Raw genomic sequence first — 23,170 nt, 5'->3', positions numbered from 1 at the left:
GCACTACTTGGTCGCATTCTGGATGCGGCCGTAGTCGGGCTGCATCTCGAACGTGCGGAACTCGCGATTGACGAAGCGTCCGGCCGCATCCTTTTCCACCACTCGCATGTAGACGTTCTGCACAAACTCGCGGGAGGCCGGATCGATCTTCACCGGGCCACGTGGGCTCTCCCACGAAAATCCCTTGGCGGCGGCCATGGCCTTGGGCCCGTCGCGCTTGCCGTCCGTCGCTTTGACCATGTGATAGATCACATGCAGGCCGTCGAACGCGTTCGCGAGCTGGACGGTCGGAATGGCCTTGGGCGTAACCTCGGCCATGGCATTGACGGCGGCCTTGTTCAGCGGCGAGTTGTGCGTCGCCGAATAGAACATACCGGTCTCGATTCCCAGCAGCTCGGGGCCGATCGCGCGCAGCTGGTCCTCATCCGTCTCGCCCGTGCCCAGGAAGCGCACGCCCGCAGCTCTCAACCCCGCTTCGTTGTAGGCCTTGACCATCGCGTAGGTGGCCGGCCCACCCGGACCGAAGACATAGAGCGCATCAGGCTTGAGCGCTTTCACGCGCTGCATCAGGGGGCCGAAGTCCGTCGTCTTCAGCGGCGCACGGATTGCTTCAAGCATCTTGCCCCCGCCGGCGACGAAAGCGGTGTTAAAGGCTTTCTCGGCGTCGAGGCCCGGACCGAAGTCGCTGACCAGGGATACGACGTTCTTGACGTTCTTCTCGAGCGCGTACTTGGCCACCGGCACGGCCATCTGCGGCAGCGTGTACGAGGTGCGCAAGAGGTAGTCGGACTTTTCGAGAAGCGACGAGGTCGACGCATTGAAGATCACGACGGGCACCTTCGCCTCCTGCGCAAGCGCGGCGACAGCCAGCGTATCGGGCGTGAAATACAAGCCCGCGATGTACTGCGCGCCTTCCTTGATGATGAGCTCCTGCGCCAGTGCCTTGGCCTGCGCGGGATTGATCTCCGGCAGGTCGCGGTAGATCACCTCGATCGTGTGTCCGCCCGCAGTGGTGCCGTTGAGCTTTTGGTAGGCCTTGGTGGCTCCCTCCCAGGTCTGCCCGACCGCTGAGAACGGTCCGGACATGGGGGCGATCACACCCACCTTGATGACATCGGCGCGGCTTTGGAAGGCGAACGTCGCGAGTGAGACCGCCATCGCGGCCATGAGTTTGAGGGTCATGTTCTTCTCCAGGGTGGTGCGGGTCGCTGGCGAGCCATGCGCCCGGGTATTGACAAGAGGTGGGGACGGGAATCGTGGGGCGCGGGCCGGCTTCAGCGCGGCACGCCGTGCGGCTGCGCTGCTTCAGTCGCCTGCAGGGCGTCGTCGCGGGACATCAACGTTGCGTACTTCTGTTGCATGTCGAACAGATTGGCTTCGTGCGCCCGCAGTGACCGGTCGCCCACGCAGTCTGTGACGACGAGAGGACGAAAGCCGTGGCACATGGCATCGACCACGCTGGCACGGACACACCCGCTGGTTGTGCATCCCGCGATCAGCAAAGTCTGCACCCCGCGCTGGGAAAACCAGGAAGCCAGTGAAGTCCCGAAGAACGCCGACGGGTGGATCTTGCGCAGCACGAGTTCACCGTTGCAGGGCTGCAGTTGCGGAACGATCTGGCTTTGCGGCGCGTCCTCCCGCAGGGCGAGGATGGGCGGCACCTTGAGCGCGAAGATGTTGGCGTCGGCTCCATCGTCCTGGTACACGACGCGCGTGTGGGCGATCGGCCATCGACGCGCGCGTGCCACATCCAGCAGGCCCCGCGTGCATTCGATGGCTGGCTCGATGTTGCCGCCGCCGAACGTGAGCGGGTCGGCGAATCCGTTGACGAAGTCGATGATCAGCACGCCATACGGCGCCTTCGGCGTGACGACATGGCCGAAGCCCTGCTGCTTGTAGATGTCCGGAGCGGTGCTCATTGGAAAGCCTCGTCGATGACCTTGCCGTTGCGAACCACGACGACGTCGTCGAGCTCCACCGTGCAGTTGCGCAATGGGATGTCAAGGTGGCAAGGCGTGGTGCGAGTTCCCCCGGCCTCGTTGTTCGGGCCCAGCGAGAACAGGAAATTGCCTTCGAACGCACGCGCGTCCTGCCCGGAAGTTGCCTCGCGGTCCACCAGGGACAGCGTGTGCCAGAAGCAGCGCGGCTGCATCCCCCATCCGATGTGCGCGATGGCGTAGGCCTCGGGGTCCTTGTAGGCCTCCATGAACTCGCGCAGCAAGGCTGCATCGATGTCACCTTCGATGCTGCGCACGAAGCCTTCGCGCAGACGCATCGTGATCTTGTCGGAGACGTAGTTTTTCTGCGGTAGCAAGATGTCACCGCGGTCGATCACGATGGTGCCGTCGCTGCCGCCTTCGTTGGCGAAGGTGAAGAGGAAACCGCTCGGCCAGTGGTCCCAGCGCCCGGGCTCTTCGCAGAAACCGTATTCGGAGATGGTCGGGAAGTCGCCGAGCTTGAAAGTCACGTCCGTGCCGGCCGGCGAGGTCACGTGCATCTTTTTAGCGGCCTTGAGCAGCTTCGACGCGGCGAGCACGCGTTCGCGGTCGGCCTCGGTTGGCACCGCCCGAACCAGCACCTCGGGCGGCTCGACGGCAAGAAGGATCTTCGTTCCCGATTCGAGGATCTCCATCTGCTCTGGCGAGAACAGCAGCAGCATCAAGTCCAGGACGATGTCGCTGTTCTTCATGGCCGCGAGAGCGACGGGGTTGTTGGTGAGCGGCGTTTCCCCCAGGTAGTTCATGAGGTCGCGGCTCGGGGCCTTCTCCGCGTTGATAGGCTGCAGCTCGATCCTGGTCACGACTGCGCCCGCGGCTTGAGCTGCAATGGTGGCGGTTTGAAGCGTTTGCGGATGGGTGTGGGGACCGCACAGGATCGAGACCTTCTGTCCGCGCTCCACCTTGCTGAGCTTCAGAACCTGGTCCCAGGCCTTGACCATTTGATAGTCGCTGACTGGCATTTTTTTTCCTTTGTTTGAAAGTGTCAGATCTGTAGGAGCGCCAGATCCTGCGGGCTGCCCAGCTTGAAGAGCCGGCGGGCATTGCCGTAGCAGACCAGCGCACGAGTTCGCTCATCGAGCGGCGCCCCTTCGATGAAGGTGCAGGCCTCGGCGGTGGACTCGTAGGGATAGTCCACGGAGAAGAGCACGGCTTGCGCACCGAGCTCGCCGATAGCGCCAAGCAGTGCTGGCGCGGAGCACACGCCGGACGTCGTGATCAGGATGTTGCTGCCGATGTACTCGCTGGGCTTACGTGCCAACTTGATGCCCGAGGGATAAGCAGCGAAGCGGCTGTCGATGCGCCAGCGTTGATACGGCAGGGCCTCGCCCATGTGACCCAGCAGCAGATTCAATCGCGGGAAGCGGTCGAACACCCCGCCGAACAGCAGGCGCAAGGCATGCCCCGCCGTTTCCACGCCCCATCCCCAGGCGGCTCCCTGGAGCACCGGCATGCCTTCCAGCAGCGCCGGTGGCTGGCTGAACGCGTTGGGGTGCAGGTAGATGGGCACGCCGAGCGCCTGCGCGCGCTCCCAGAACACATCGAATTCGCTGCCCTCGTAGTAGCGGCCCAGGGTGTGGCCATTGATCAGCGCACCCTTGAAACCGTGCTCTACGACCGTGCGCTCCAGCTCTCGCGCAGCCTCGTTCGGGTCCTGCAATGCCACGTGGGCAAAGGCGCCGAATCGTTTCGGATGGCGCGCTACGCGCTCGGCGAGGAACTCGTTGTTCTCGCGTGCGCGCCGGACGGCGGAAGCAACATCCGTCTCGGCCTGCACGCCGGGCATCGTCTGCGACAGCACGGCGAACTCGATGTTTCCGGCGTCCATCTCGGCCAGGCGCTGGTCGTCGAAGTCGCTCAGCCTGGCGTCGAGCCGGGCCACGAAGTCGGCTGGCAATGCGCGTGTGTACTTGGCGGAGTACGCATCGAAGCCGGGGGCGGAGAAGTGCTCCTCGAGCGCGATCTTGGGAGTTCGATTCATCATTGTCTTCATCGGGTTCAGACCGGGTAGGCCAGGGCTGTGTCAAGAATCTCGGTGTCGTGCACCACTTCGCGGCTGGCGATAAGCAGCCGTTCGCCTTCGCGCACAAAACGGTCGTGATAGATGCCGGCGAGATGCACGGTGGAAGGTCCCTCGACGAGGGTCTGCATCAGGATGAAGGGTGTCTGCGAGCTGATCGTGTCGCTCGTCTCTTGCAGCACCCGTGTGATGCCCAGGACATGCAGCATGTGGCGGGGCGCAAACATCTGCGAGTGCGCCACGGCGAGCGCGCGATCAGTGATCATGTCCAGGCCCTCGCAATAGACGAGGCCAACGGGCATGTTCAGCAGCGCGTTCTGACGCGAGGTGATCCGGTACTTCGCTTCCTTGCTGAAGAACTCGGGCCAGCGCTCGACATCGTTAGCATCGAGGACGGCGCAGTACTCGACATGGAAGGAGTCGATCTCCGCGCGCAGTTCGGCGGCGCGACGGGGCGACATTACAGAGCGGGCGTAGGCGAGTTGCTCCTTCATGCTGCCATCTCCGCGACACGGATGCCCATGACGCCTCGGTAGTACTCGTAGAGCGAGCGGATGCACGACTCCGAGATCAGGTTGCGTGCCGTGCCCTGGTGGCCAGCATCGAGCTTGACGACGTTGTTGTCTGTGGACGAATTGCGGATGCCCTCCTGCACGAACTTCAACGCCTCGTTGTCCTCAAGGCCGAGAAAGCCCGACGGCCCCATCAGGTTGCCTTGGCGGAGGCGGTGCCGCGTCATCTCCGGCGTGTCGTCTTCGTAGCCGAACATCGTCCACTGCATCACCATGCTGTTGGGGCCGTTCGGGATGATCTGGCGCACACCCATCGTGTTCATCTGGCGCTGCACGATCAGGTTCGGCCACATGGTCATCATGTTGGCGGACCAGGGCGAGTCGAACTCGCGCACATAGTCCAAAAACCGCTCGTCGCGCAGCCGAAGGTTGTCGCTGAACGAACGCATCTCCGCCTTGTCGTCGGCGGCGACGGTGGCATAGACCTGGTCGGGCTTGGACGATGCCATGTAGCCGTGACGGCCATGTTCCTTGTCTGCGAAGACGATCGACTTGATACCCGGCACGAGAAGGCCGAACACGACGAGGAACGAGTGCAGCAACGTCGCGTGATAGGGATCCTTGAGGTTCTCGTGATACATCTTCCAGTTGCACGGAAGCTCGTTGCGGCAGTAACCCAGGATCCTGAGCTTCTTGCCCGAAAACGGAACGTCGAATTCATCGACGATCTCCTTGGTCATGTACTCCTCCAGCGGCGGAGTCTTGTCGGAGTAGGTGGCGAACACCACGCCGTTGCGCGTCGCCACGCGCAGCTGGCGAGTACCGTGCTCCGCGTTCTTGAAGTCCGGTGGCATGCCGCCGATCTTGTTGATTCCGCGCTTGAACGGAACGCCTTGCAGATTGCCCTTGAGGTCGTAGGACCACTGGTGGTAGGGGCAGACGAACTCCTTGGCGTTGCCGTGGCTGGAGCGGCAGAATTCGGCGCCGCGGTGAGCGCAGCGGTTCTCAAAGACGGAGATCGTGTTGTCTTCCGCGCGAACGATCACTACGGCCGTGGCGCCTACATAACCGCGCTTGTAATCGCCAGGGTTTGGAATTTCCGCTTCCAGGGCCACGAAGTTCCAGGTGTCCCCACGGAAGATGCGCTCGATCTCCTGGTCATAGATGGCCTGGCTGGTGTACACCCAGTCGGGGATGTTGTTGAGCGCGTCGGCGGGCCAGACGCACTGCTCCAGGGGCGGGTTCTTTCTGGCATTGGTGATGCCGATGACCGCCTGCGATTGATACATGAAAGCTCCTTGACTCTGAGAGGTGGTTAAACGATGGCAGCGGCGCCGGCCTGGATCTGCCTGGCCCAGGCGCGCAGGTTGGTGGCGTCCAGCAGGAAGTCGTCGAACTGCACGGACAGCCCTTTTTCGAAGAGGGGACGAATGGCGCGCAGATCGGCGCCCGCATTCAGGGCGACGCCATGGAGCGGAACGCCGCCCCGATGGCCGATCCATAGCGCCTTGCCGGAGGCCGGATCGCCTCGGCGCAGGTAGTCGAGACCCAGAGCCGGCAATCCAAGCATCTGGATGTTGTGTTTTCCCTGGTCGGTCCAGAACCAGGGCACTGCCGGCACGGGAATGGACAGGCCAAGCATGGCGGCTGCGGCGGTGCGTGCCTGGTCGTTGGCGTTCTGCCAAGATTCCAGTCGCATGGGCGCCCCCTGTCCGGGCCGTTGCTGGCTTGTGCAATCGCCGCATGCGAAGACTCGCTCGTCGCTGGTGCGGCACAGCGCGTCGACCAAGACGCCACCTCCAGCCGCAGTCGCCAGCCCTGCGTCGCGGGCTAGCGAATCGTTGGGCGAGAGGCCGATGGCGACGACGACCTCATCGACTTCCAGCTCGCCCGTATCCGTGGCGAGGCGGATTCGACCATCGGGCAGTGAGTGGATGCCGCCAACGGAGGCTCCGAGCAGCAACCGTGTGCCGGCCTCGCGCATCCCGGATTCGAGCCACATCGACGCCTCCGGAGGCAGGAAGCGATCAAGCAGGGACCTCGCTCGCTCAAACACGGTCACCGATGCGCCCGTGGACATCGCGGCGTGAGCGATTTCGAGGCCGAGGAAACCGCCTCCCAGAATAGCGACCTGCGGTTTGCCATGAAGGGCAACGCGCAGCCTGCGTGCATCGTCGAGGGTGCGCATGTAGTGCACATGCGGATGACCAGCTGGAGCCCATGCCAGCGCGTTCGGCTCCCCGCCCGTAGCAAGAAGGCACATCTCGTATGCGAGCACCTGGCCTGTGGCAAGGCGGACCTGTCGCTTTGAGACATCCAGGTCAACTGCATCGCTGCCGCTCAGCAAGTTGATGTCGCCGAGTGCCCAGACCTCCTGCGATAGAACGTCGAGACGCGGCTCTTCCGCCGCCACCAGAACAGCCTTCGACAACGGCGGACGCTCATACGGCTTGTGGCGTTCCCGCCCCACCATCGTGATGCCGCCGCGAAAGCCCGCCTCGCGCAACGCACGGGCCGCAACTGCCGCCGCCTGGCCCGCGCCGACGATGAGAACACCTGGCGACGTCATTGGGCCTGGGGCGACAACACATAGATGTCGTCGCCTACCCGCTTGACGGGATGGGTGCGCAGATCCACGGTGACCGGCGCACACATCGCCTTGCCTGTGCGAATGTCGAAGCGGCCCTGGTGCAGCGGACATTCGACGCAACCATCCTCCACATAGCCTTCCGAGAGCAGCGCCGTGGCATGCGTGCACATGCCGTCCGTGGCAAAGAACTCGTCATCGATACGAAAAAGCGCGACGCCTTGGCCCGCGACGTTGACGGTCTTCGCTTCGTCGTTACTCAGCTCCTGCGCTGAAGCAACCTTGATCCATTCCATCGTTCGATCCTGTCGATCTTGAGCATCAAAAGTAGTCAGTGTACTGACATAAATGGCGATTTGTCCCAAGTTTTTTGTTCGGGTTTCTACGGAATTCCGACGCCCCAAGATGGACTTGCACAACCTAGGATTTCGCATCGATATGGCGCGTTTTCATAGGAAAGATGCACCATTTATGGAAGATCTCCTCACTGTCTTCCGCGCTTCAACGAAACATCTTTCCACGCGATCCAATGCCGCATACACTTATGACAGTTAACTGACTTAATCGGAACGCCAGCGGGCTGACCAACACTTTGGATCGAGGTGCTACGCGTGCGAGCCGGCGTCTCGGTCCAAGCGCTGAACCGGGTGCGAAGAAGCTTCGATGCCGTCCCTTTACGGGGAACGTGGCTGGGAGGCATGGGCGCGATCGATTTGGCTGGTTCGTATCTCGCGTGTCAGACGCTGCACATCCGGTGCAGCTCGGCACATGGAAATCGGAAGGAGAAGAAAACTGATGGACCACGCAGACATTCCCGCGCGTCTGTTAAAGCGCGAAGGCATCGGTGCCAGAGTGCCGCGCAAGGAAGACGCGCGTCATCTGGTGGGCAAGGGCAACTTCGTCGGCGACTTCGTGCTGCCGGGCCTACAGGAGGTTGCCTTCCTGCGGAGCTCACTGGCCCATGCCGTCGTCACCGGCGTCGAGATTCCCGAGACGCTGGCCGGGAAGGTGTTCCTGCGGGAAATGATGTCCGACGCGGCAGACATAGGCTCGCCGTCTTCGCTGCCCACCTACCAGTACTCGGCATTGCCGCCACTGGCCTCCGGCAAGGTTCGCCATGTCGGCGAGGCCATCGCGATGGCGGTTGCCCCGACGCGCGCCATGGCGGAAGACCTGCTGGAGGAGGTGGAGGTCTCGTATGACGAACTGCCCGTCTACCACAGCGCTGAGTCCGCCCTCGCCGCCACGAAAGAGTTCATGCATCCCGAATGGAAGGACAACGTGTTTCTCACGCTGCGGGCCAATCGCGACTTCGAGGAGCTTGCCGCGAAGGCCGAGGTGAAGGTCAGCCGCACGGTCGAGCTGTCGCGTCAGTGCATCGTCCCGCTGGAGGGCAAGTCGGTGCTCGCCTACTGGGACTTCCAGACTGATCAACTCGTGGTCGTCAGTGCGACCCAGGTTCCGCATCTGCTGCGTGTGGGGATCGCCCAGCACCTCTCGATGAACGAAGAGGCCGTACGCGTCGTGTCACCGGACGTCGGGGGCGCCTTCGGCTACAAGGGTCAGCTCTACCCCGAAGACCTGTGCGTTGCCTGGCTCGCCAAGACGTACCGCACACCGTTTCGCTACCTCGAAGATCGACGCGAGCACCTGATCGTCGGCGCCAACACGCGGCAGCATCACTATCAGCTCACCGCCTATGCGGACCGCACCGGCAAGCTCCTGGCGCTGGACGCAGTCATCACCATCGACGGCGGCGCATATTCCTACTATCCCTTCTTCGTCGGCCTGGAACCAGGGCAGGCGATCGGCAACCTGCCCGGCCCCTACACCTTTCGAGGCTATCGATGCGAGACCCTCTGCGTCGCGACCAACAAGCCCGGGTTCATGGCCTATCGCGGCGTCGCGCGCACGGGTGTCTGCTTTGCCATCGAACTCCTCATGGATGCGGTGGCGCGTGAAGTGGGGCGCGAGCCATGGGAAGTGCGGATGGAGAATCTCGTGCCGGCCGCTGCCATGCCCTATGTCAACGTCGCCAACAAGCACTTCGACAGCGGCGACTTCCCTGCAAGCCTGCGCCGCGCCGTGGAGATGATCGGACTGGACGCGGTACGCGAGCGCCAGGCGCGCGGTGAGCCGGACGGCCGTCTCATCGGCTTCGGCACGGCCACCTATACCGAGCAGTCTGCCCACGGCACGACGGTGTTCGCCAACTGGGGGCTGCCAGTGGTACCCGGCTTCGACCAGGCAGTCGTCAGAATGACCGCTGACGGCGGACTCGAAGTGCGTGTCGGCGTGCACTCGCATGGCCAGGGCATGGAGACCAGCTTCGCGCAGATCGCCAACGACGTGCTCGGCATCCCGGTGGCCAGAATCCGGGTGGTGCATGGAGACACCGCGCTGACCCCGTTCTCCTCGGGCACCTACGCCTCGCGCGCCACGGTCATGTCAGGAGGGGCCATCTCGGTCGCGTGCAAGGAACTCCTGCCCCGCATCCAGTCGATCGCGGGCTACCTCATGGGGGTGGATGCGCCGACCGTCGCATTGATCGAAGGTCGCGCCGTGGCCGGCGACAAGTCGATCCCGCTGTCGGACGTCGGTGGCGCGTGGTACCTCACGCCGCAGGATCTGCCTGCCAACGTTCATCTCGGTGGTCTGGAGGTGTCGCGGGCGTACAAACCCAACGTTGATACCGGCACCTTCACCTATGCGACGCACGCAGTGGTGGTGGCCGTCGACACCGAAACCGGCGAAGTCGAGATCCTCGACTACGTCGTCGTCGAAGACTGCGGAACCATGGTCAATCCGATGATCGTGGAAGGGCAGACCATCGGCGGCATCGCGCAGGGCATCGGCACCGCCATGTACGAGGAGAGCCCGTACGACGACCAAGGCCAGCCGCTTGCTTCCACCTTGGCTGACTACATCCTGCCGGGCGCCACGGAAGTGCCGCGCATCCGGATAGAACACTTCGAGACACCTTCACCGCACACCGAATTCGGTGCCAAGGGCGTGGGCGAAGGCGGCGCGATCGCACCGCCGGCCGTGATCTTCAATGCCGTGAACGATGCCCTGCGGGGCACAGGTGCCGCCGAGGTGCTGATGACGCCGTTGACACCACGCCGCCTGCTCACGGCACTCGAAGGTGCGAGGCGCGAGCAGGAGCACGCACGATGAAGGCGCCGAAATTCGCGTACGCGCGCGTCCTCGAGGTGGATGAGGCAATCGCGACGCTGGCCGCCGGCGCCGGCGCCGCAAAGGCAATGAGCGGAAGCCAGTCGCTCGGACCGATGCTCAACCTGAGGCTGGCGCGGCCCGCACAGGTGGTCGACGTCGCACACATTCCCGGCTTGCGCGCGGTAACCCGCAAAGCCGACTGGGTCGAGATCGGTGCTGCCGTCACCCATGCCGAGATCGAGGACGGCGTGCACGCGCCGCTGGCTGAACATCCCATGCGCCAGGTCGCGCGCGGAATCGCCTATCGCGCGATCCGCACTCGAGGTACCGTCGGCGGCAGTCTGGCGCATGCCGATCCTGCGGCCGACTGGGTCGTGACCCTCGCGGCACTCGGCGCGCGCGTAGCAATCAGATCGCCGCGAGGCGGGCGCACAGCCGAGGCCGACGCGTTCATGCTCGGCGCCTACACGACCGTGCTCGAGCCCGATGAACTCATCGTCTCCGTCGCGGTGCCCTCGCAGACCCCAACCACGCATTGGGGATACCACAAGGTCTGCCGCAAGCCGGGCGAGTTCGCAGAGGCCAGTGCGGCGGTCTATTTCGATGCCTCGCGAAAGCGTGCCCGGATCGTGCTGGGAGCCGTCGATGGCCCTCCCCTGCTGCTGCACACGTTGGCCGCGGAGATCGCGCTCAAGGGCACGGTCGTGGCGGGACGCGAGGCATTGCGCGCGGCCGTGCATGCGGCACTCCCCGAACGCGACGCCATCGACCGGAAACTCTTCACGGCCTGCCTGGAGCGCGCACTCGATCAGTCCGGCATCTTTGCCGGCCCAAAACAAGCGGAGTAAGAGACTTGGACCCCATTTCCATTCAAGTGAACGGCCGCAGCTTCAGCCGGCAGGCCGAGCCGAGAATGCACCTTGGCGACTTCCTGCGTGACGAACTACACCTGACAGGAACGCACCTCGGCTGCGAACACGGCGTCTGCGGCGCCTGCACGGTGCTCGTTGACGGCCAGCCCACGCGCTCGTGCATCACCTTCGCCGTGGCCTGCGAAGGCCGTGAAATCACCACCATCGAAGGCTATGAAGATGACGCGGTCATGCGACGGCTGCGGCAGGCGTTCACGCACCACCACGCACTGCAGTGCGGCTTTTGCACGCCGGGAATGCTTACCACGGCGCGCGACATCGTGCTTCGCCTGCCCGAGGCCGATGAGGCGTGCGTGCGTCTTGAGCTCTCCGGGAACCTGTGCCGTTGCACGGGCTACCAAGGCATTGTGGACGCCATCCTGGACGTCTTGCAGCAGCAGCGGGCCAGCCCCGACGCACAGTTCGAGCAACTGCGGCAACGATTGACCGCCCCGCGATCGGTCGCGATGACGCGTGTCGCCGCGGTGGCGCCAGTCGGATCGGCCTCCCCGTCCACTTCGAACTCCGCTCCATCGAGCAGCAAGTCGGCCGCGTCCGCATCGAGCGCTGCTGCGGATATGGCGGAAGTCGATCCGGTGGCGATGGCCAAGGCCAAGGCGAAGGGCAACGCGATTGACGTCCATTTCGACGTGCCGTATCCGGTCGATCGGGTGTGGGAATTCATGGGCGACTTGCCCGCCGTGGCTTCATGCCTGCCGGGCGCAACCATCGACTCGCATGAGGGCGAAAGAGTCAAGGGCACCATCGCCATCAAGTTCGGCCCGATGTCGGCGGCTTTCGCGGGTGCTGCTCGGCTGGAGCGTGACGACGCAGCCAAGCGTGCCGTCCTCCGGGGCGCGGGCCAGGACAGCTTGAGCAAATCGCGTACCCAGGGCGACATCAGCTATCGGCTCGAGGCGCTGTCGGTCGACAACACCCGGGTGCACGTGGACATGATCTACGCGCTGCAGGGGCCGCTCGCGCAATTTTCCCGCTCTGGCCTTGTGAAGGATTTCGTGCGCCGCATGGTGGCGGACTTTGGAAAACAGATCACCCGCAGACTGGGCGGGCAGGCGGTGTCGACCAACGAGCCGCAGCCCACCGTGTCCATGGCGGCAATGATGTGGAGCGTGCTCTGGAACCGCATCCGCGGCTGGTTGGGAAAACCGCCGCGGCCTTGATACGCGCCACGCCGGGTTTCACAAGCCCGGCGCAACGGACAGGTTTTTTTCATCGATGCAATCTTCAACACCAGCCGGGAGCGAGAGCGACTGTGTATGGAACAGCTCGGAGTCGCAATGAGTTCCCTTCTTCATGGCTATCACGTACGTGCGAACGGGGTGCGGCTGCACCTGCTGCGCTATGGTGGGCAGGGCCCGCGCATGCTCCTGCTGCCGGGCATCACGAGCCCCGCGATCACCTGGGGCTTCGTCGCCGAGCGACTGGCTCGCCACTTCGACGTCCATGTCCTGGACTTTCGGGGACGCGGCTTGTCCTCGAGCGCGCCCGGCATGGACGCGAGTCTCGATGCCATGGTGACCGACGTGCTCGAGCTGTTGGGGGTTCAAGCATGGTCTTCCGTGACGCTGCTGGGCCATTCGATGGGCGCGCGCGTTGCGATTCGGGCGGCTGCGCGCGACGCCCGACGTATCGACAGGCTGCTGCTGGTGGACCCCCCAGTCTCCGGTCCCGGCCGCCGCCCGTATCCCGTGCCACTGCCTTGGTATCTGGAATCGATTCGGATGGCCATCAAGGGCGTCACGGCAGAAGAACTTCGGCCCTATGCGCCGACCTGGACGGACGAACAGCTGCAACTGCGAGCTGAGTGGCTGCATACCTGCAGCGAGGAAGCCATCGTGCAGGCGCATGCCGGTTTTCATAGCGACGACATCCACACCGACCTTGCCAAGTTGCGGACGCCCGGACTTCTCATGACGGCAGGTCGAGGTGGTGTGGTACTTGCGGAAGACTTGGCAGAGCTTGAAGCACTCGCGCCTGGCTTGTCCCATTGCACGGTGCCTGGCGCCGGCCACATGATCCCCTGGGAAGACGAGGCAGACTTTCATCGCCAGCTGGGCGAGTTTCTGAAGGTCGACCTGCTGTAGCGGGCCCGGAGGCAGATTGGCATTCTATTCGCACAGGGAGGAGCCGATACACTCGTCGGCTGACACTATTGGCGATCTCGAGATGATGACGAAGCGTTCTCCGGCCCGAAAGAAGAACACAGGCAGCGTGACGGAGGTGCAAGCGGCCAAGCCCCCTGGCCCCGAGCCTTTCAATCCGCTGCGCGAAGTGATGTGGCGGCGTCCGGGCTTCCTGATTCGTCGCTTGACCCAGATCGGCCAAGCACTCTTCTTCGACCTGTGCAAGTCAGAAAGCATCACGCCGCTGCAGGTCGGCATGTTGACGGCGCTGTCGATGAATCCCTGGCTTGATCAGAAGGCCATCGGCAGGGAGCTTTCCCTGGACCGGACGACGACGGCGGAAGTGCTCAAACGCCTGGGCGACAAGGGACTCGTCGAAACGCGCGTCAACCCCGACGACCGGCGCTCGAGGCTTTCGGTGATCACCAAGGACGGCCTGAAACTGATCAACGACCTACAGGAAAGCATCCACCGATCTCAGGAGCTGTTGATCCAGCCGCTGTCCCCAGAAGATCGCGCTGTCTTCATGAAACTGCTGGTCCAACTCGTGGATGCACACGAAAAGATGGACAAGCAAGGCTAGTCCTTCAGGTTCATACCGAGTGGCCTCCTGCCGCCCGGCCGGTGCCTTCTGTTGGGCCCAGCCGTATTTCCCGACTACTTTGGAATTGCTGCAAGAAGCAAGATCGAGATGAGCTACACCGCCCCCTTCAAGGACATGCTGTTCGACATCGAGCACCTGGCCAACATCGGCGAGATTGCCAGGCTGCCCGGCTTCGAGGACGCCGGCCTCGAGACCGCGCAGGCCGTGCTCGAGGAATGCGCGCGCTTCAACCAGGACGTGATCGCGCCGCTCAACGTCGCGGGCGACCGCAATCCCTCGTCGTTCAAGGACGGCGAGGTCACGACCACGGCCGGCTTCAAGGACGCCTTCGCGCAGTACGTGTCGGGCGGCTGGCAGGGCCTGCAGCATCCGGCCGACTTCGGCGGCCAGGGCCTGCCCAAGACCATCGGCGCGGCCTGCGGCGAGATGCTCAATTCGGCCAACATGAGCTTCGCGCTGTGCCCGCTGCTCAGCGACGGCGCCATCGAGGCGCTGCTGACCGCGGGCTCCGACGAGCTCAAGGCCACCTACCTCGAGAAGCTCGTGAGCGGCCAGTGGACCGGCACGATGAACCTCACCGAGCCGCAGGCCGGCAGCGACCTCGCGCTGGTGCGCAGCCGCGCCGAGCCGCAGCCCGACGGTACCTACAAGGTCTTCGGCACCAAGATCTTCATCACCTACGGTGAGCACGACATGGCCGAGAACATCGTGCACCTCGTGCTCGCGCGCGTGAGCGGCGCGCCCGAGGGCGTGAAGGGCATCAGCCTGTTCGTGGTGCCGAAGTTCCTGCTGAACGCCGACGGTTCGCCGGGCGCGCGCAACGACGTGCACTGCGTGAGCATCGAGCACAAGATGGGCATCAAGGCCTCGCCGACCGCGGTGCTGCAGTACGGCGACCACGGCGGTGCCGTCGGCTATCTCGTGGGCCAGGAGAACCGCGGCCTCGAGTACATGTTCATCATGATGAATTCGGCCCGCTACGCGGTGGGCATGCAGGGCATCGCGATCGCCGAGCGCGCCTACCAGCATGCCGTGGCCTATGCCCGGGAGCGCGTGCAGAGCCGCCCGGTCGACGGCTCGATCAATGCGAGCGCGGCGATCATCCATCACCCCGACGTGAAGCGCATGCTGATGACCATGCGTGCCTACACCGAAGGCTGCCGCGCGATGGCCAGCGTGGCCGCCGCGGCCTACGACGCCGCGCACCACCATCCCGATGCCGACGCGCGCAAGCAGAACCAGGCCTTCTACGAATTCATGGTGCCGCTGGTCAAGGGCTACAGCACCGAGATGAGCCTCGAGGTGACCTCGCTGGGCGTGCAGGTTCATGGCGGCATGGGCTTCATCGAAGAGACCGGCGCGGCGCAGTACTACCGCGACGCGAAGATCCTCACGATCTACGAAGGCACGACCGCGATCCAGGCCAACGACCTCGTGGGCCGCAAGACCGCGCGCGACGGCGGCCAGACCGCCAAGGCCATCGCCGCGCAGATCGAGAAGACCGAGGCCGAGCTCGCGAAGAGCGACAGCGCCGCCGCCAAGGCCGTGCTCAAGCGCCTGAAGGCCGCGCGCGAGGCTTTCGTCGAGGTGGTGGATTTCGTCGCGGGCCAGACCAAGGCCTCGCCCAATGCGGTGTTCGCGGGCAGCGTGCCCTACCTGATGCTCGCGGGCAACCTGGTGGCCGGCTGGCAGCTCGCGCGTTCGCTGATCGTGGCGCAGGACCAGGCCTCGCACAACGTCGACGTCGACTTCATGCAGGCCAAGATCACCACGGCGCGGTTCTATGCCGAGCACATCCTCGCGAAGGCGCCGGGCCTGCGCGACAGCATCGTCGACGGGGCCGAGAGCGTGAACGCGCTGGCGCTCGAGGCCTACTGATGACTTGCAGACAGCTTCGTTCGAGGCAGCGTCTATGAAGACGGCGCTGTATGGGGCTGTATCGAGGCTTGTGGTGGCATGTCACCCACCCCACCATCCGCTTTGCTATGGCACTGCGCCGCCGGCGCCGCTGTTCGCCGGCGCGAGACGGGCTCAGCGCTCAATGGCTGGGTAGTTTTCGGTCATGACCACGATCAACCGAGCCAAGTGACGGCCCGTACTGACATAGGTATGCCCGATTCGACTGTCAAAGTAGAGCGAATCACCTCGGGCGAGTTGGATGCAACGACCGTTTTCGAAATGAACGTCGACCTCTCCGCGCAGTGCATAGACGAATTCTTCGCCATCGTGTCGAGCGAAATCGTCCGGCCCGTCGATGCTGCGGGCATGGATGGTGGCCAAAACTGGTCGCATAGTCTTCCCTAGTGCTGTGGCACCCAGAAACTCGTAGGACACGTTTAGACCTTTGTAGCTCACGCCTTCGCTTGCACGCGTGAGCACCGGTTCGGCCAGCGGGCCCTGCTGTTTGCCGTCCTCCGCGAAGAGCGTGCCCATGTCTATGTTCAGCGCCTGCGCCAACGCCGAGATGTTGTCGTAACCCAAGGCCAGTTGACCGCGTTCAGCGCGCGAGATAGTGGGGATGGAGACGCCAGACAGATCAGACACCTTTTGCAGGGTCCACCCGAACTGCTGGCGCGCCAAGCGCAGACGCTTGCCGAATGTCACGCGGTCCAGCGTGACCGTCGTGGGCGCCGCCGATGGACGCGTTTCGAGATGCGGTTTCAAGTAGTGCTCGAGGGGGCTGGGCAGCGTCAAGTTTAAATCGGATCGCTGGCTATAAAAATTTGCATATATGAAAAAAGAGCCTTAGCATTCGCGCACCGCCCAGCAGCCGCCGGGCGACCCTCTCTGTATCGAAGCACGCTGGGACGTGTTCATATCCAATGCACAAATCGGAGTTCATGGTGCTTGGCGCGGGTATCGTTGGTGTCAGCACCGCCCTTGCCCTGCAGGAACGCGGCCATGCGGTCGTGCTGGTGGATCCCCATGGGCCCGGCACCCGAGCTTCGTACGGCAATGCGGGACTGATCCAGCGAGAGGCGGTAGAGCCCTATGGTTTTCCGCAAGACCTCGCCACGCTGCTGCTCGCGGCGGTTGGCCGCTCCAACGCCATCTACTATCACTTCAAAGCCTTGCCAAGCCTGGTGGCACCACTGCTGCGCTACTGGCGCCATTCGCGACCTGGTCCCTATGCACGCGCAGTGGCGGCTCACAGCAGCCTCATTGCCCACTCCACTGAGGCACATGCACCCCTGATCGCAGCGGCCGGCGCCGACGCGCTGATCGGCAAGCAAGGCTGGCACCAAGCCTTTCGCAGTGTCAACCGCCTTGCCAAGGCGGTTGCCGATGTCCAGCGAATACGCGCGAACTACGGATTGAACTGCCAGGTAATGGACGGCGAAGAATTGGCGGCCGCAGCGCCTGCGCTCAAACAAAGGATGGCCGGCGCCGTCCTCTGGGAGGACGCATGGAGCGTGTCCAACCCCGGTGAATTGGTGCGGCGCTACGCCCGTCTGTTCGAGCGTCGCGGCGGGACCATCCTCCGCGAGGACGCGAATTCGCTGCGCAGCGATGGCGCCGGATGGGCCGTGGGTGCGACGGACGTGGGATCGTCGTTGACCTCTGCTCAGGTGGTCGTGGCCATGGGCGCTTGGTCGGACGCGCTGGTACGGCGCTTGGGGTACCGCTTCCCAATGTTCGTCAAGCGCGGCTATCACCTTCATTACCGGATCAAGACCACTTTAGCGAAGCCAATGCTCGACACCGAGAACGGCATCATGCTGTCGCCCATGTCACAGGGCTTACGCGTGGCCACAGGCGCCGAGTTCGCGCGGCTCGGGGCGTCCCCCACACCAGTGCAGATGCATCGTTCGAACAGCATCGTGCGCGAGCTTTTGGACCTTGGGGAGACGGTGGAGTCGCAACCGTGGATGGGCGCCCGCCCATGTACGCCAGACATGTTGCCTGTCATTGGCAAAGGCCATCTACACCAGGGCCTGTGGTTCAATTTTGGTCATGCGCACCAGGGACTGACGCTAGGGCCCGCCACTGCGCGACTTCTGGCTGAGCAGATAGAAGGCGGCGCGACCTATATCGACCACCAGCCCTTCGTCCCGCAGCGCTTCGCGCGCTGACGGTCGGTTCACCAGTCCTCGAGAGAATCTATGCCGAAATATCCACACTACGACCTTTTGGTGCGCGGAGGCACCGTCATTGACGGATCAAAAGCGCCTCGCTTCGTCAGCGACGTGGGGGTGCGACAGGGCCGTATCGCTGCGGTGGGCGATCTGCGATCACACACGGCCGACGAGGTCCTGGACGCGACGGGCATGATCGTGGCTCCCGGCTTCATCGACTCGCACACGCACGATGACCAAGCGGTGCTGTCCCAGGCGGAGATGATTTTTAAGGTTTCGCAAGGCGTTACCACGGTCGTCACCGGGAATTGCGGACTCAGCGCGGCGCCGCTGAAGACCGACATGCATTTGCCCTCGCCCATCGACATCCTGCAGACTCCGCCGAGCCAGCGTTACAGCACCTTCGCAGCCTATCTGGCAGCATTGCGCGCCACGCCATCGTCCGTGAACGTGGTCCCGTTGGTCGGCCATACCACCTTGCGCGCCGTCGTGATGGATTCGCTGGACCGTGCCGCCACGCCGGACGAGGTGGCCCAGATGCGGCTGCTGCTGGAGGAGGCACTTGCAGCCGGCGCGTTGGGAATTTCAACCGGAACCTGGTATCCACCAGCCCGGCATGCAACCACCGAGGAGGTGCTCGGCGTTTGCGCTCCGCTTGCCAGCCACGGCGCCATGTATGTGACCCACATGCGACATGAGGACCATCGCGTCATGGACGCGCTGGAGGAGACGTTCCACATCGGCCGCACGCTGGGCGTGACAGTCCTTGTCTCGCACCACAAGGTCATGCACAGCGCCAACTTCGGCCTGACGCGCGAAACGCTGCCCTTCATCCTCGAGACCATGAAGAAGCAGCCGGTCTGCCTGGATTGCTATCCCTACACCGCCGGTTCCACCATGATCCTGACTGACCCGGACATGCTGAAGAACCGGGTCACCATCGCTTCTAGCGAGCCGCATCCAGAGTGTGCCGGGCGTGACCTCGACAACATCGCGCAGGAATGGGGTGTGTCCGTCGTCCAGGCTGCAGAACGCCTGCGACCCGGTACAGCGATCTACCACTTCATCGACGAGACCGAAATGCAGAAGATCATGGCTTTTGATGAAACCATGATCGGCTCGGACGGCATCCCCGTCGGCAACAAACCCCATCCTCGGTTGTGGGGTACCTTTCCAAGGGTGCTGGGACGTTACTCGCGCGATCTGTCCCTCTTCCCCCTGGAGACGGCAGTCTGGAAGATGACCGGTCTGACAGCTCGCAACTTCGGGCTCCTCGATCGGGGCGAGATCAAGCAGGGTCACCATGCCGACTTGGTCGTTTTCGACGCCGACACGGTCAAGGACCGCGCGACTTATGAAAACCCGACTCTGGCGGCGGAGGGCATCGCGCACGTCGTCGTCAATGGGTCGCTGACCTGGAGCGCGGGAGCTCACACCGGCGCACGACGCGGCGCAGTGCTGTGCCGAGCATCGGCAACGGTCGAAGGCCCGTAGCCGAATCGCGCGCGGGGTCGCGGACTGCCAGGGCCAGGCGCGTGTGCCTGCGGCAACGCGGGCACTGGATACAGTGCTCAGCGGCCGCGGAAAAACCTCAGGGTTTCGACGTATGCCAGTTTGCTGCCGTTGTCTTCAGATTCGGCCAGTGTCATACCGACCTCTCGCGAGACAAGTTCGTAATTTGCAGACCTGTCGAATCTGCTAGTCGGCTTTGCGCTGCACGGCCTCTACACACGCGGCTTCCCGTCGTGCCAGCATCGCCCCTGCCATCACCTTCACCGCGGCCTGCGTGTCCGCATCCGCTACGCTCGGGTGCCCACTGTTGAAGGGCGGCGCCGGGTCGTATTCCAACATCAGTTGCAGCCTCTTGGCCACATCCTCACCGCGCAGCAGATCCAGCAATACGAAAGCAAAGTCAAGCCCCGAGGTCACGCCGGCGCCGGTGACGCGATTGCGATCAATCACCACGCGTTGCGGCGTGACAAGCACAGGAAACATCCGCAGGAAGTCGAGCGACAGCCAATGGCAGGTGGCCTTGTAGCCATCGAGCAACCCGGCCGCCGCCAGGAGCAACGAGCCAGTGCAGACCGAGGTGACCCATTGCGCGCCAGGTGCCTGCCGGCGCAAGAAGTCCAGAAGTTCGTCGTCGCCCATCAGATCGTTTTGACCTGGCCCCCCAGGCACAACGATCACGTCCAACTGCGGCGCCTCGGAGAACGACATGGTTGGCGTGACGAGCAGGCCGGTGTCGCATTTCACTGGCTGGCGGCTTTTCCAGACCAAGTGGCAGACGCTGTCGGGCGTACGCGCCAGCACCTCAAAGGGTCCGAGCGCATCCAGCGAGGTCATGCCCTCGAACACGAGCACGCCGATCTGTAGGGAAGTTTTGGAGTTCATAGCATGGAGCCTGCACTCAGGCGTTGGTGAGAAGTCGTTGCGGTATGCCCACTGTGCACGTGAAACCCCTACCGCGCTCTACATGGCCAGACATGGTGGCCGTTGTTGTTGGTGTTTATCGGATCGTCGGTTCCGCCGCAGGCGTCAGCACCTGACGTGCAGACGGCTGCGAAGGCCGACGCCACGATCCCGCCAGGCTGCCCACGATACCGCCGCGGAAAGCCAGCACCACCACGCAGAACACCAGGCCCTGCGCAACGGTCACCCAATCCTGTAGCTCAGACATATAGGTCTGCATACTGATGAGCGCAAGCGCGCCAACGATGGGGCCAACGATGGTCCCGAGGCCACCTACGAGAGTCATCAACAGCAATTCGCCCGACATATGCCAGCCCACGTCGGTCAACGTGGCGATCTGTACCGCAATGGCCTTAGTGGCGCCGGCCAAACCGGTGATGGCAGCGGAGAACACAAACACCGAGAGCTTGATGCGGTTGGCGTTGTAGCCCAGCGAGACAGCGCGCGGTTCGCTGTCGCGCACGGCGGCCACGATGCGGCCGTAAGGTGAATGCACCAGTCGCGCGACCATGAGCAAGGCCGCACCGCATACCAGCAGCACGAAGAAATAGACCGACAGATCGCTCTTCAAGTCCCAGACGCCGAAAGCCATGCCGCGCGGGATATCTTGGATGCCATCTTCGCCATGCGTGAAAGGCGCCTGCAAGCAAAAAAAGTAGACCATTTGCGCCAGGGCCAGCGTCGACATCGCGAAGTAAATGCCCTGCAGACGAATGGCAAGCAGCCCCACCACGGCCCCCAGAGCCGTGGCCACCAGTGTGGCCCCTAGGATGGCCAGTTCTGGCGTAACGCCCCAGACCTTGGCCAGGTATCCGGCCACGTAAGCCGCGAAGCCGAAGAACATGGCGTGGCCGAACGACAGCACGCCCATGTAACCCAGCAGCAGGTTGACTGCACTGGCGGCCACCGCGAAGCACAGCACCTTGACCAGAAACACTGGGTACAGCACGAACGGCACCGTGGCCAGCGCCGCCAGCGCCAATGCCAGGAACGCCCAGCGGAACGGGGCTCTCCATTGAGGCATCCGGCGCGGCTTGCTGTCGAGCGCGGTGCTGGCGTGCTGCGCGATAGCGCCCTTGCCGAACAGACCCGCCGGCTTGATGAGCAGCACCGCCGCCATGATGATGAAAACCACGGTGTCCGAAAGCGGTGGGTAGTAGTAGCGCACCAAGCCCTCTGTCAGGCCCAGCAAGTAACCAGTGACAATGGCACCCTTGATCGAGCCCATGCCGCCGATTACTACCACTGCAAAGATAACTACGATGAGGTTGGAGCCCATGGTCGGGCTGACGTTGTAGATAGGCGCGGCAAACACGCCGGCCAGCCCCGCCAAGCCCACGCCGAACCCGTAAACCAGCGTGACCATGCGCGGCACGTTGATGCCGAAGCTGCGCACAAGATCGGGCCGCTCAATGGCGGCGCGCAGGTAAGCCCCGAGCCGGGTCTTCTCGATGAGATACCAGGTGGCCAGACAGATCAACAGCGAAGCAAACAGCGCCCAGAGCCGGTAGTAGGGCAGGTAGCCCAGACCTGTGCGCAAGCCACCCGGCATGGGGTTGGCGTAAGGCAGCCCGGCGGACCCGAAAGCCTTGCGATACAGACCCTCCACGATGAGCGTGATGCCAAAGGTCAGCAGCAGCCCATAGACATGGTCCAGGTGGTAGAGCCGGCGCACGAACAAGCGCTCCAACACGACACCCGAAAGGCCCACGATCAAAGGCGCAAGCAATAGCGCCCACCCGTACGGAATACCTGCCCACTGCAGCAGCATCCAGGCCGTGAACGCGCCCATCATGTACTGCGCGCCATGCGCAAAGTTCACCACGTTGAGCAAGCCGAAGATGATGGCAAGGCCCAGGCTCATCATGGCATAGAAGGAGCCGTTGATCAGGCCCAGCAACAGCTGACCGAACAGCGCGGGAGAAAGCAGTCCCAACGATTCAAGCATGTCCCATCCCCAAATAAGCCTCGACGCGGCCAGTGTCGCGCTGCATGTCTTCACGCGTCAGCATGTCGACCACGCGGCCGGTTTCCATGACGTAGTGCCGGTCGGCCAGTTCTGCGGCGAAGCGCAGGTTCTGCTCCACCAGCAAGATGGTGAAGCCGCGGCGCTTGAGTTCCAGCACGGTGCGCGCTATGAGTTTGACGATTACGGGTGCCAAGCCCTCGCTAGGTTCATCCAAAAGAAGGGTCTTCGCCCCGGTCCGCAGAATGCGGCCTATAGCCAGCATTTGCTGCTCGCCGCCCGAGAGCTTGGTGCCCTGACTGGCGCTGCGCTCGCGAAGGTTGGGGAAAAGCGCGTACACCTCGTCCAGCGAGAGCCCGCCATCGCGCAGCACGGGCGGCAGCAGGAGGTTTTCGCGCACGCTCAGCTGCGAAAAGATGCCGCGCTCCTCGGGGCAGTAAGCCATGCCGAGTTTGGCGATCTGCTCGGGAGGGCAACGCACGATGGGCTGGCCTTCGAAAGTGATGCTGCCTGTCTTCTCGGCGATGAAACCCATCAGGCACTTGAGCGTGGTCGATTTGCCTGCGCCGTTGCGGCCCAACAGCGTCACGACCTCGCCGCGCAGTAAATGGAACTGCACGTCGTCGAGCACTTGGTTGCCCGCGTAGCCTGCGCTGAGCTTGCGCACGTCGAGGAGGGCCTGTGTGTCGTGGATGTCGTGCATA

20 protein-coding genes are annotated in these 23,170 nt (G+C 63.6%); 8 read left to right on the top strand and 12 right to left on the bottom strand.

Annotation, left to right across the window (positions count from 1 at the left end):
* Positions 1 to 3 precede the first annotated feature (3 nt).
* The 8 genes from AC07RV_RS39185 to AC07RV_RS39150 form a co-directional block, all read right to left on the bottom strand.
* A complete protein-coding gene (locus AC07RV_RS39185; RefSeq protein WP_431513464.1) occupies positions 4 to 1,182 on the bottom strand; it encodes an ABC transporter substrate-binding protein in 1,179 nt (392 codons plus the stop codon).
* A gap of 92 nt (positions 1,183 to 1,274) precedes the next feature.
* On the bottom strand, positions 1,275 to 1,919 hold the full coding sequence (locus tag AC07RV_RS39180) for an isochorismatase family protein (protein WP_431513463.1): 645 nt from the start codon (positions 1,917 to 1,919) through the stop codon (positions 1,275 to 1,277).
* A complete protein-coding gene (locus AC07RV_RS39175; RefSeq protein ID WP_203208049.1) occupies positions 1,916 to 2,959 on the bottom strand; it encodes a 2,5-dihydroxypyridine 5,6-dioxygenase NicX family protein in 1,044 nt (347 codons plus the stop codon). The genes AC07RV_RS39180 and AC07RV_RS39175 overlap by 4 nt, the downstream gene beginning before the upstream one ends.
* Before the next feature lie 23 nt (positions 2,960 to 2,982).
* On the bottom strand, positions 2,983 to 3,978 hold the full coding sequence (locus tag AC07RV_RS39170; RefSeq protein WP_431513462.1) for an amidohydrolase family protein: 996 nt from the start codon (positions 3,976 to 3,978) through the stop codon (positions 2,983 to 2,985).
* Positions 3,979 to 3,995: 17 nt separating this feature from the next.
* Positions 3,996 to 4,511, bottom strand: coding sequence for an aromatic-ring-hydroxylating dioxygenase subunit beta (locus tag AC07RV_RS39165; protein ID WP_431513461.1), 516 nt, complete (start codon positions 4,509 to 4,511; stop codon positions 3,996 to 3,998).
* Positions 4,508 to 5,818 (bottom strand): aromatic ring-hydroxylating oxygenase subunit alpha, encoded by a 1,311-nt coding sequence (locus tag AC07RV_RS39160; RefSeq protein WP_431513460.1) that lies wholly within the window; start codon positions 5,816 to 5,818, stop codon positions 4,508 to 4,510. The genes AC07RV_RS39165 and AC07RV_RS39160 overlap by 4 nt, the downstream gene beginning before the upstream one ends.
* 26 nt (positions 5,819 to 5,844) lie before the next feature.
* Complete coding sequence (locus AC07RV_RS39155) at positions 5,845 to 7,098, bottom strand: NAD(P)/FAD-dependent oxidoreductase (RefSeq protein WP_431513459.1); 1,254 nt, start codon at positions 7,096 to 7,098, stop codon at positions 5,845 to 5,847.
* Positions 7,095 to 7,412: a non-heme iron oxygenase ferredoxin subunit gene (locus AC07RV_RS39150; RefSeq protein ID WP_431513458.1), complete on the bottom strand. Its 318-nt coding sequence runs from the start codon at positions 7,410 to 7,412 to the stop codon at positions 7,095 to 7,097. The genes AC07RV_RS39155 and AC07RV_RS39150 overlap by 4 nt, the downstream gene beginning before the upstream one ends.
* Before the next feature lie 499 nt (positions 7,413 to 7,911).
* Here AC07RV_RS39150 and AC07RV_RS39145 point away from each other — a divergent pair, with 499 nt between their 5' ends.
* From AC07RV_RS39145 to AC07RV_RS39120, 6 genes are all read left to right on the top strand, one after another.
* Positions 7,912 to 10,293 (top strand): xanthine dehydrogenase family protein molybdopterin-binding subunit, encoded by a 2,382-nt coding sequence (locus AC07RV_RS39145; RefSeq protein ID WP_431513457.1) that lies wholly within the window; start codon positions 7,912 to 7,914, stop codon positions 10,291 to 10,293.
* Entirely contained in the window at positions 10,290 to 11,141 is an 852-nt protein-coding gene (locus AC07RV_RS39140; RefSeq protein ID WP_431513456.1) for an FAD binding domain-containing protein, read from the top strand. Before AC07RV_RS39145 ends, AC07RV_RS39140 begins: the two co-directional genes overlap by 4 nt.
* Before the next feature lie 5 nt (positions 11,142 to 11,146).
* Positions 11,147 to 12,385: a xanthine dehydrogenase family Fe-S subunit gene (locus tag AC07RV_RS39135; protein WP_444689962.1), complete on the top strand. Its 1,239-nt coding sequence runs from the start codon at positions 11,147 to 11,149 to the stop codon at positions 12,383 to 12,385.
* Positions 12,386 to 12,502: 117 nt separating this feature from the next.
* Positions 12,503 to 13,309: an alpha/beta fold hydrolase gene (locus AC07RV_RS39130; protein WP_431513455.1), complete on the top strand. Its 807-nt coding sequence runs from the start codon at positions 12,503 to 12,505 to the stop codon at positions 13,307 to 13,309.
* A gap of 82 nt (positions 13,310 to 13,391) precedes the next feature.
* Positions 13,392 to 13,931, top strand: coding sequence for a MarR family winged helix-turn-helix transcriptional regulator (locus AC07RV_RS39125; RefSeq protein WP_203208423.1), 540 nt, complete (start codon positions 13,392 to 13,394; stop codon positions 13,929 to 13,931).
* A 108-nt stretch (positions 13,932 to 14,039) separates the two neighbouring features.
* Positions 14,040 to 15,830, top strand: a complete 1,791-nt coding sequence (locus tag AC07RV_RS39120; RefSeq protein ID WP_431513454.1) for an acyl-CoA dehydrogenase — start codon at positions 14,040 to 14,042, stop codon at positions 15,828 to 15,830.
* A gap of 153 nt (positions 15,831 to 15,983) precedes the next feature.
* Here AC07RV_RS39120 and AC07RV_RS39115 read toward each other — a convergent pair whose 3' ends face one another.
* Complete coding sequence (locus AC07RV_RS39115; protein ID WP_431513453.1) at positions 15,984 to 16,646, bottom strand: helix-turn-helix domain-containing protein; 663 nt, start codon at positions 16,644 to 16,646, stop codon at positions 15,984 to 15,986.
* A 128-nt stretch (positions 16,647 to 16,774) separates the two neighbouring features.
* Here AC07RV_RS39115 and AC07RV_RS39110 point away from each other — a divergent pair, with 128 nt between their 5' ends.
* On the top strand, positions 16,775 to 18,025 hold the full coding sequence (locus AC07RV_RS39110) for an NAD(P)/FAD-dependent oxidoreductase (protein ID WP_203208059.1): 1,251 nt from the start codon (positions 16,775 to 16,777) through the stop codon (positions 18,023 to 18,025).
* 30 nt (positions 18,026 to 18,055) lie between these two features.
* Positions 18,056 to 19,522, top strand: a complete 1,467-nt coding sequence (locus AC07RV_RS39105; RefSeq protein WP_203208060.1) for an N-acyl-D-amino-acid deacylase family protein — start codon at positions 18,056 to 18,058, stop codon at positions 19,520 to 19,522.
* Between the two features lie 204 nt (positions 19,523 to 19,726).
* Here the strand turns inward: AC07RV_RS39105 and AC07RV_RS39100 are convergent, their stop codons facing one another.
* The 3 genes from AC07RV_RS39100 to AC07RV_RS39090 all read right to left on the bottom strand — a co-directional run bounded on the left by AC07RV_RS39100 (position 19,727) and on the right by AC07RV_RS39090 (position 23,169).
* Complete coding sequence (locus AC07RV_RS39100; RefSeq protein WP_203208061.1) at positions 19,727 to 20,422, bottom strand: DJ-1/PfpI family protein; 696 nt, start codon at positions 20,420 to 20,422, stop codon at positions 19,727 to 19,729.
* A gap of 115 nt (positions 20,423 to 20,537) precedes the next feature.
* A complete protein-coding gene (locus AC07RV_RS39095; protein WP_209547521.1) occupies positions 20,538 to 22,448 on the bottom strand; it encodes an ABC transporter permease in 1,911 nt (636 codons plus the stop codon).
* The gene (locus AC07RV_RS39090; protein WP_203208063.1) at positions 22,441 to 23,169 is read right to left on the bottom strand and encodes an ABC transporter ATP-binding protein; all 729 of its coding nucleotides are present in this window, start codon (positions 23,167 to 23,169) and stop codon (positions 22,441 to 22,443) included. The genes AC07RV_RS39095 and AC07RV_RS39090 overlap by 8 nt, the downstream gene beginning before the upstream one ends.
* Position 23,170 lies beyond the last annotated feature (1 nt).

It is taken from the genome of Variovorax sp. GW821-FHT09B01 (assembly GCF_059418345.1).
This window is presented reverse-complemented; position numbering and strand designations above follow the sequence as displayed.

Coding starts and splice junctions, on each gene's coding strand:
- AC07RV_RS39105 (WP_203208060.1), top strand. CDS start 18,056: ATGCCGAAATATCCACACTACGACCTTTTGGTGCGCGGAGGCACCGTC.
- AC07RV_RS39165 (WP_431513461.1), bottom strand. CDS start 4,511: ATGAAGGAGCAACTCGCCTACGCCCGCTCTGTAATGTCGCCCCGTCGC.
- AC07RV_RS39130 (WP_431513455.1), top strand. CDS start 12,503: ATGAGTTCCCTTCTTCATGGCTATCACGTACGTGCGAACGGGGTGCGG.
- AC07RV_RS39140 (WP_431513456.1), top strand. CDS start 10,290: ATGAAGGCGCCGAAATTCGCGTACGCGCGCGTCCTCGAGGTGGATGAG.
- AC07RV_RS39120 (WP_431513454.1), top strand. CDS start 14,040: ATGAGCTACACCGCCCCCTTCAAGGACATGCTGTTCGACATCGAGCAC.
- AC07RV_RS39090 (WP_203208063.1), bottom strand. CDS start 23,169: ATGCACGACATCCACGACACACAGGCCCTCCTCGACGTGCGCAAGCTC.
- AC07RV_RS39095 (WP_209547521.1), bottom strand. CDS start 22,448: ATGCTTGAATCGTTGGGACTGCTTTCTCCCGCGCTGTTCGGTCAGCTG.
- AC07RV_RS39170 (WP_431513462.1), bottom strand. CDS start 3,978: ATGAATCGAACTCCCAAGATCGCGCTCGAGGAGCACTTCTCCGCCCCC.
- AC07RV_RS39160 (WP_431513460.1), bottom strand. CDS start 5,818: ATGTATCAATCGCAGGCGGTCATCGGCATCACCAATGCCAGAAAGAAC.
- AC07RV_RS39125 (WP_203208423.1), top strand. CDS start 13,392: ATGATGACGAAGCGTTCTCCGGCCCGAAAGAAGAACACAGGCAGCGTG.
- AC07RV_RS39185 (WP_431513464.1), bottom strand. CDS start 1,182: ATGACCCTCAAACTCATGGCCGCGATGGCGGTCTCACTCGCGACGTTC.
- AC07RV_RS39155 (WP_431513459.1), bottom strand. CDS start 7,098: ATGACGTCGCCAGGTGTTCTCATCGTCGGCGCGGGCCAGGCGGCGGCA.
- AC07RV_RS39175 (WP_203208049.1), bottom strand. CDS start 2,959: ATGCCAGTCAGCGACTATCAAATGGTCAAGGCCTGGGACCAGGTTCTG.
- AC07RV_RS39100 (WP_203208061.1), bottom strand. CDS start 20,422: ATGAACTCCAAAACTTCCCTACAGATCGGCGTGCTCGTGTTCGAGGGC.
- AC07RV_RS39110 (WP_203208059.1), top strand. CDS start 16,775: ATGCACAAATCGGAGTTCATGGTGCTTGGCGCGGGTATCGTTGGTGTC.
- AC07RV_RS39180 (WP_431513463.1), bottom strand. CDS start 1,919: ATGAGCACCGCTCCGGACATCTACAAGCAGCAGGGCTTCGGCCATGTC.
- AC07RV_RS39150 (WP_431513458.1), bottom strand. CDS start 7,412: ATGGAATGGATCAAGGTTGCTTCAGCGCAGGAGCTGAGTAACGACGAA.
- AC07RV_RS39145 (WP_431513457.1), top strand. CDS start 7,912: ATGGACCACGCAGACATTCCCGCGCGTCTGTTAAAGCGCGAAGGCATC.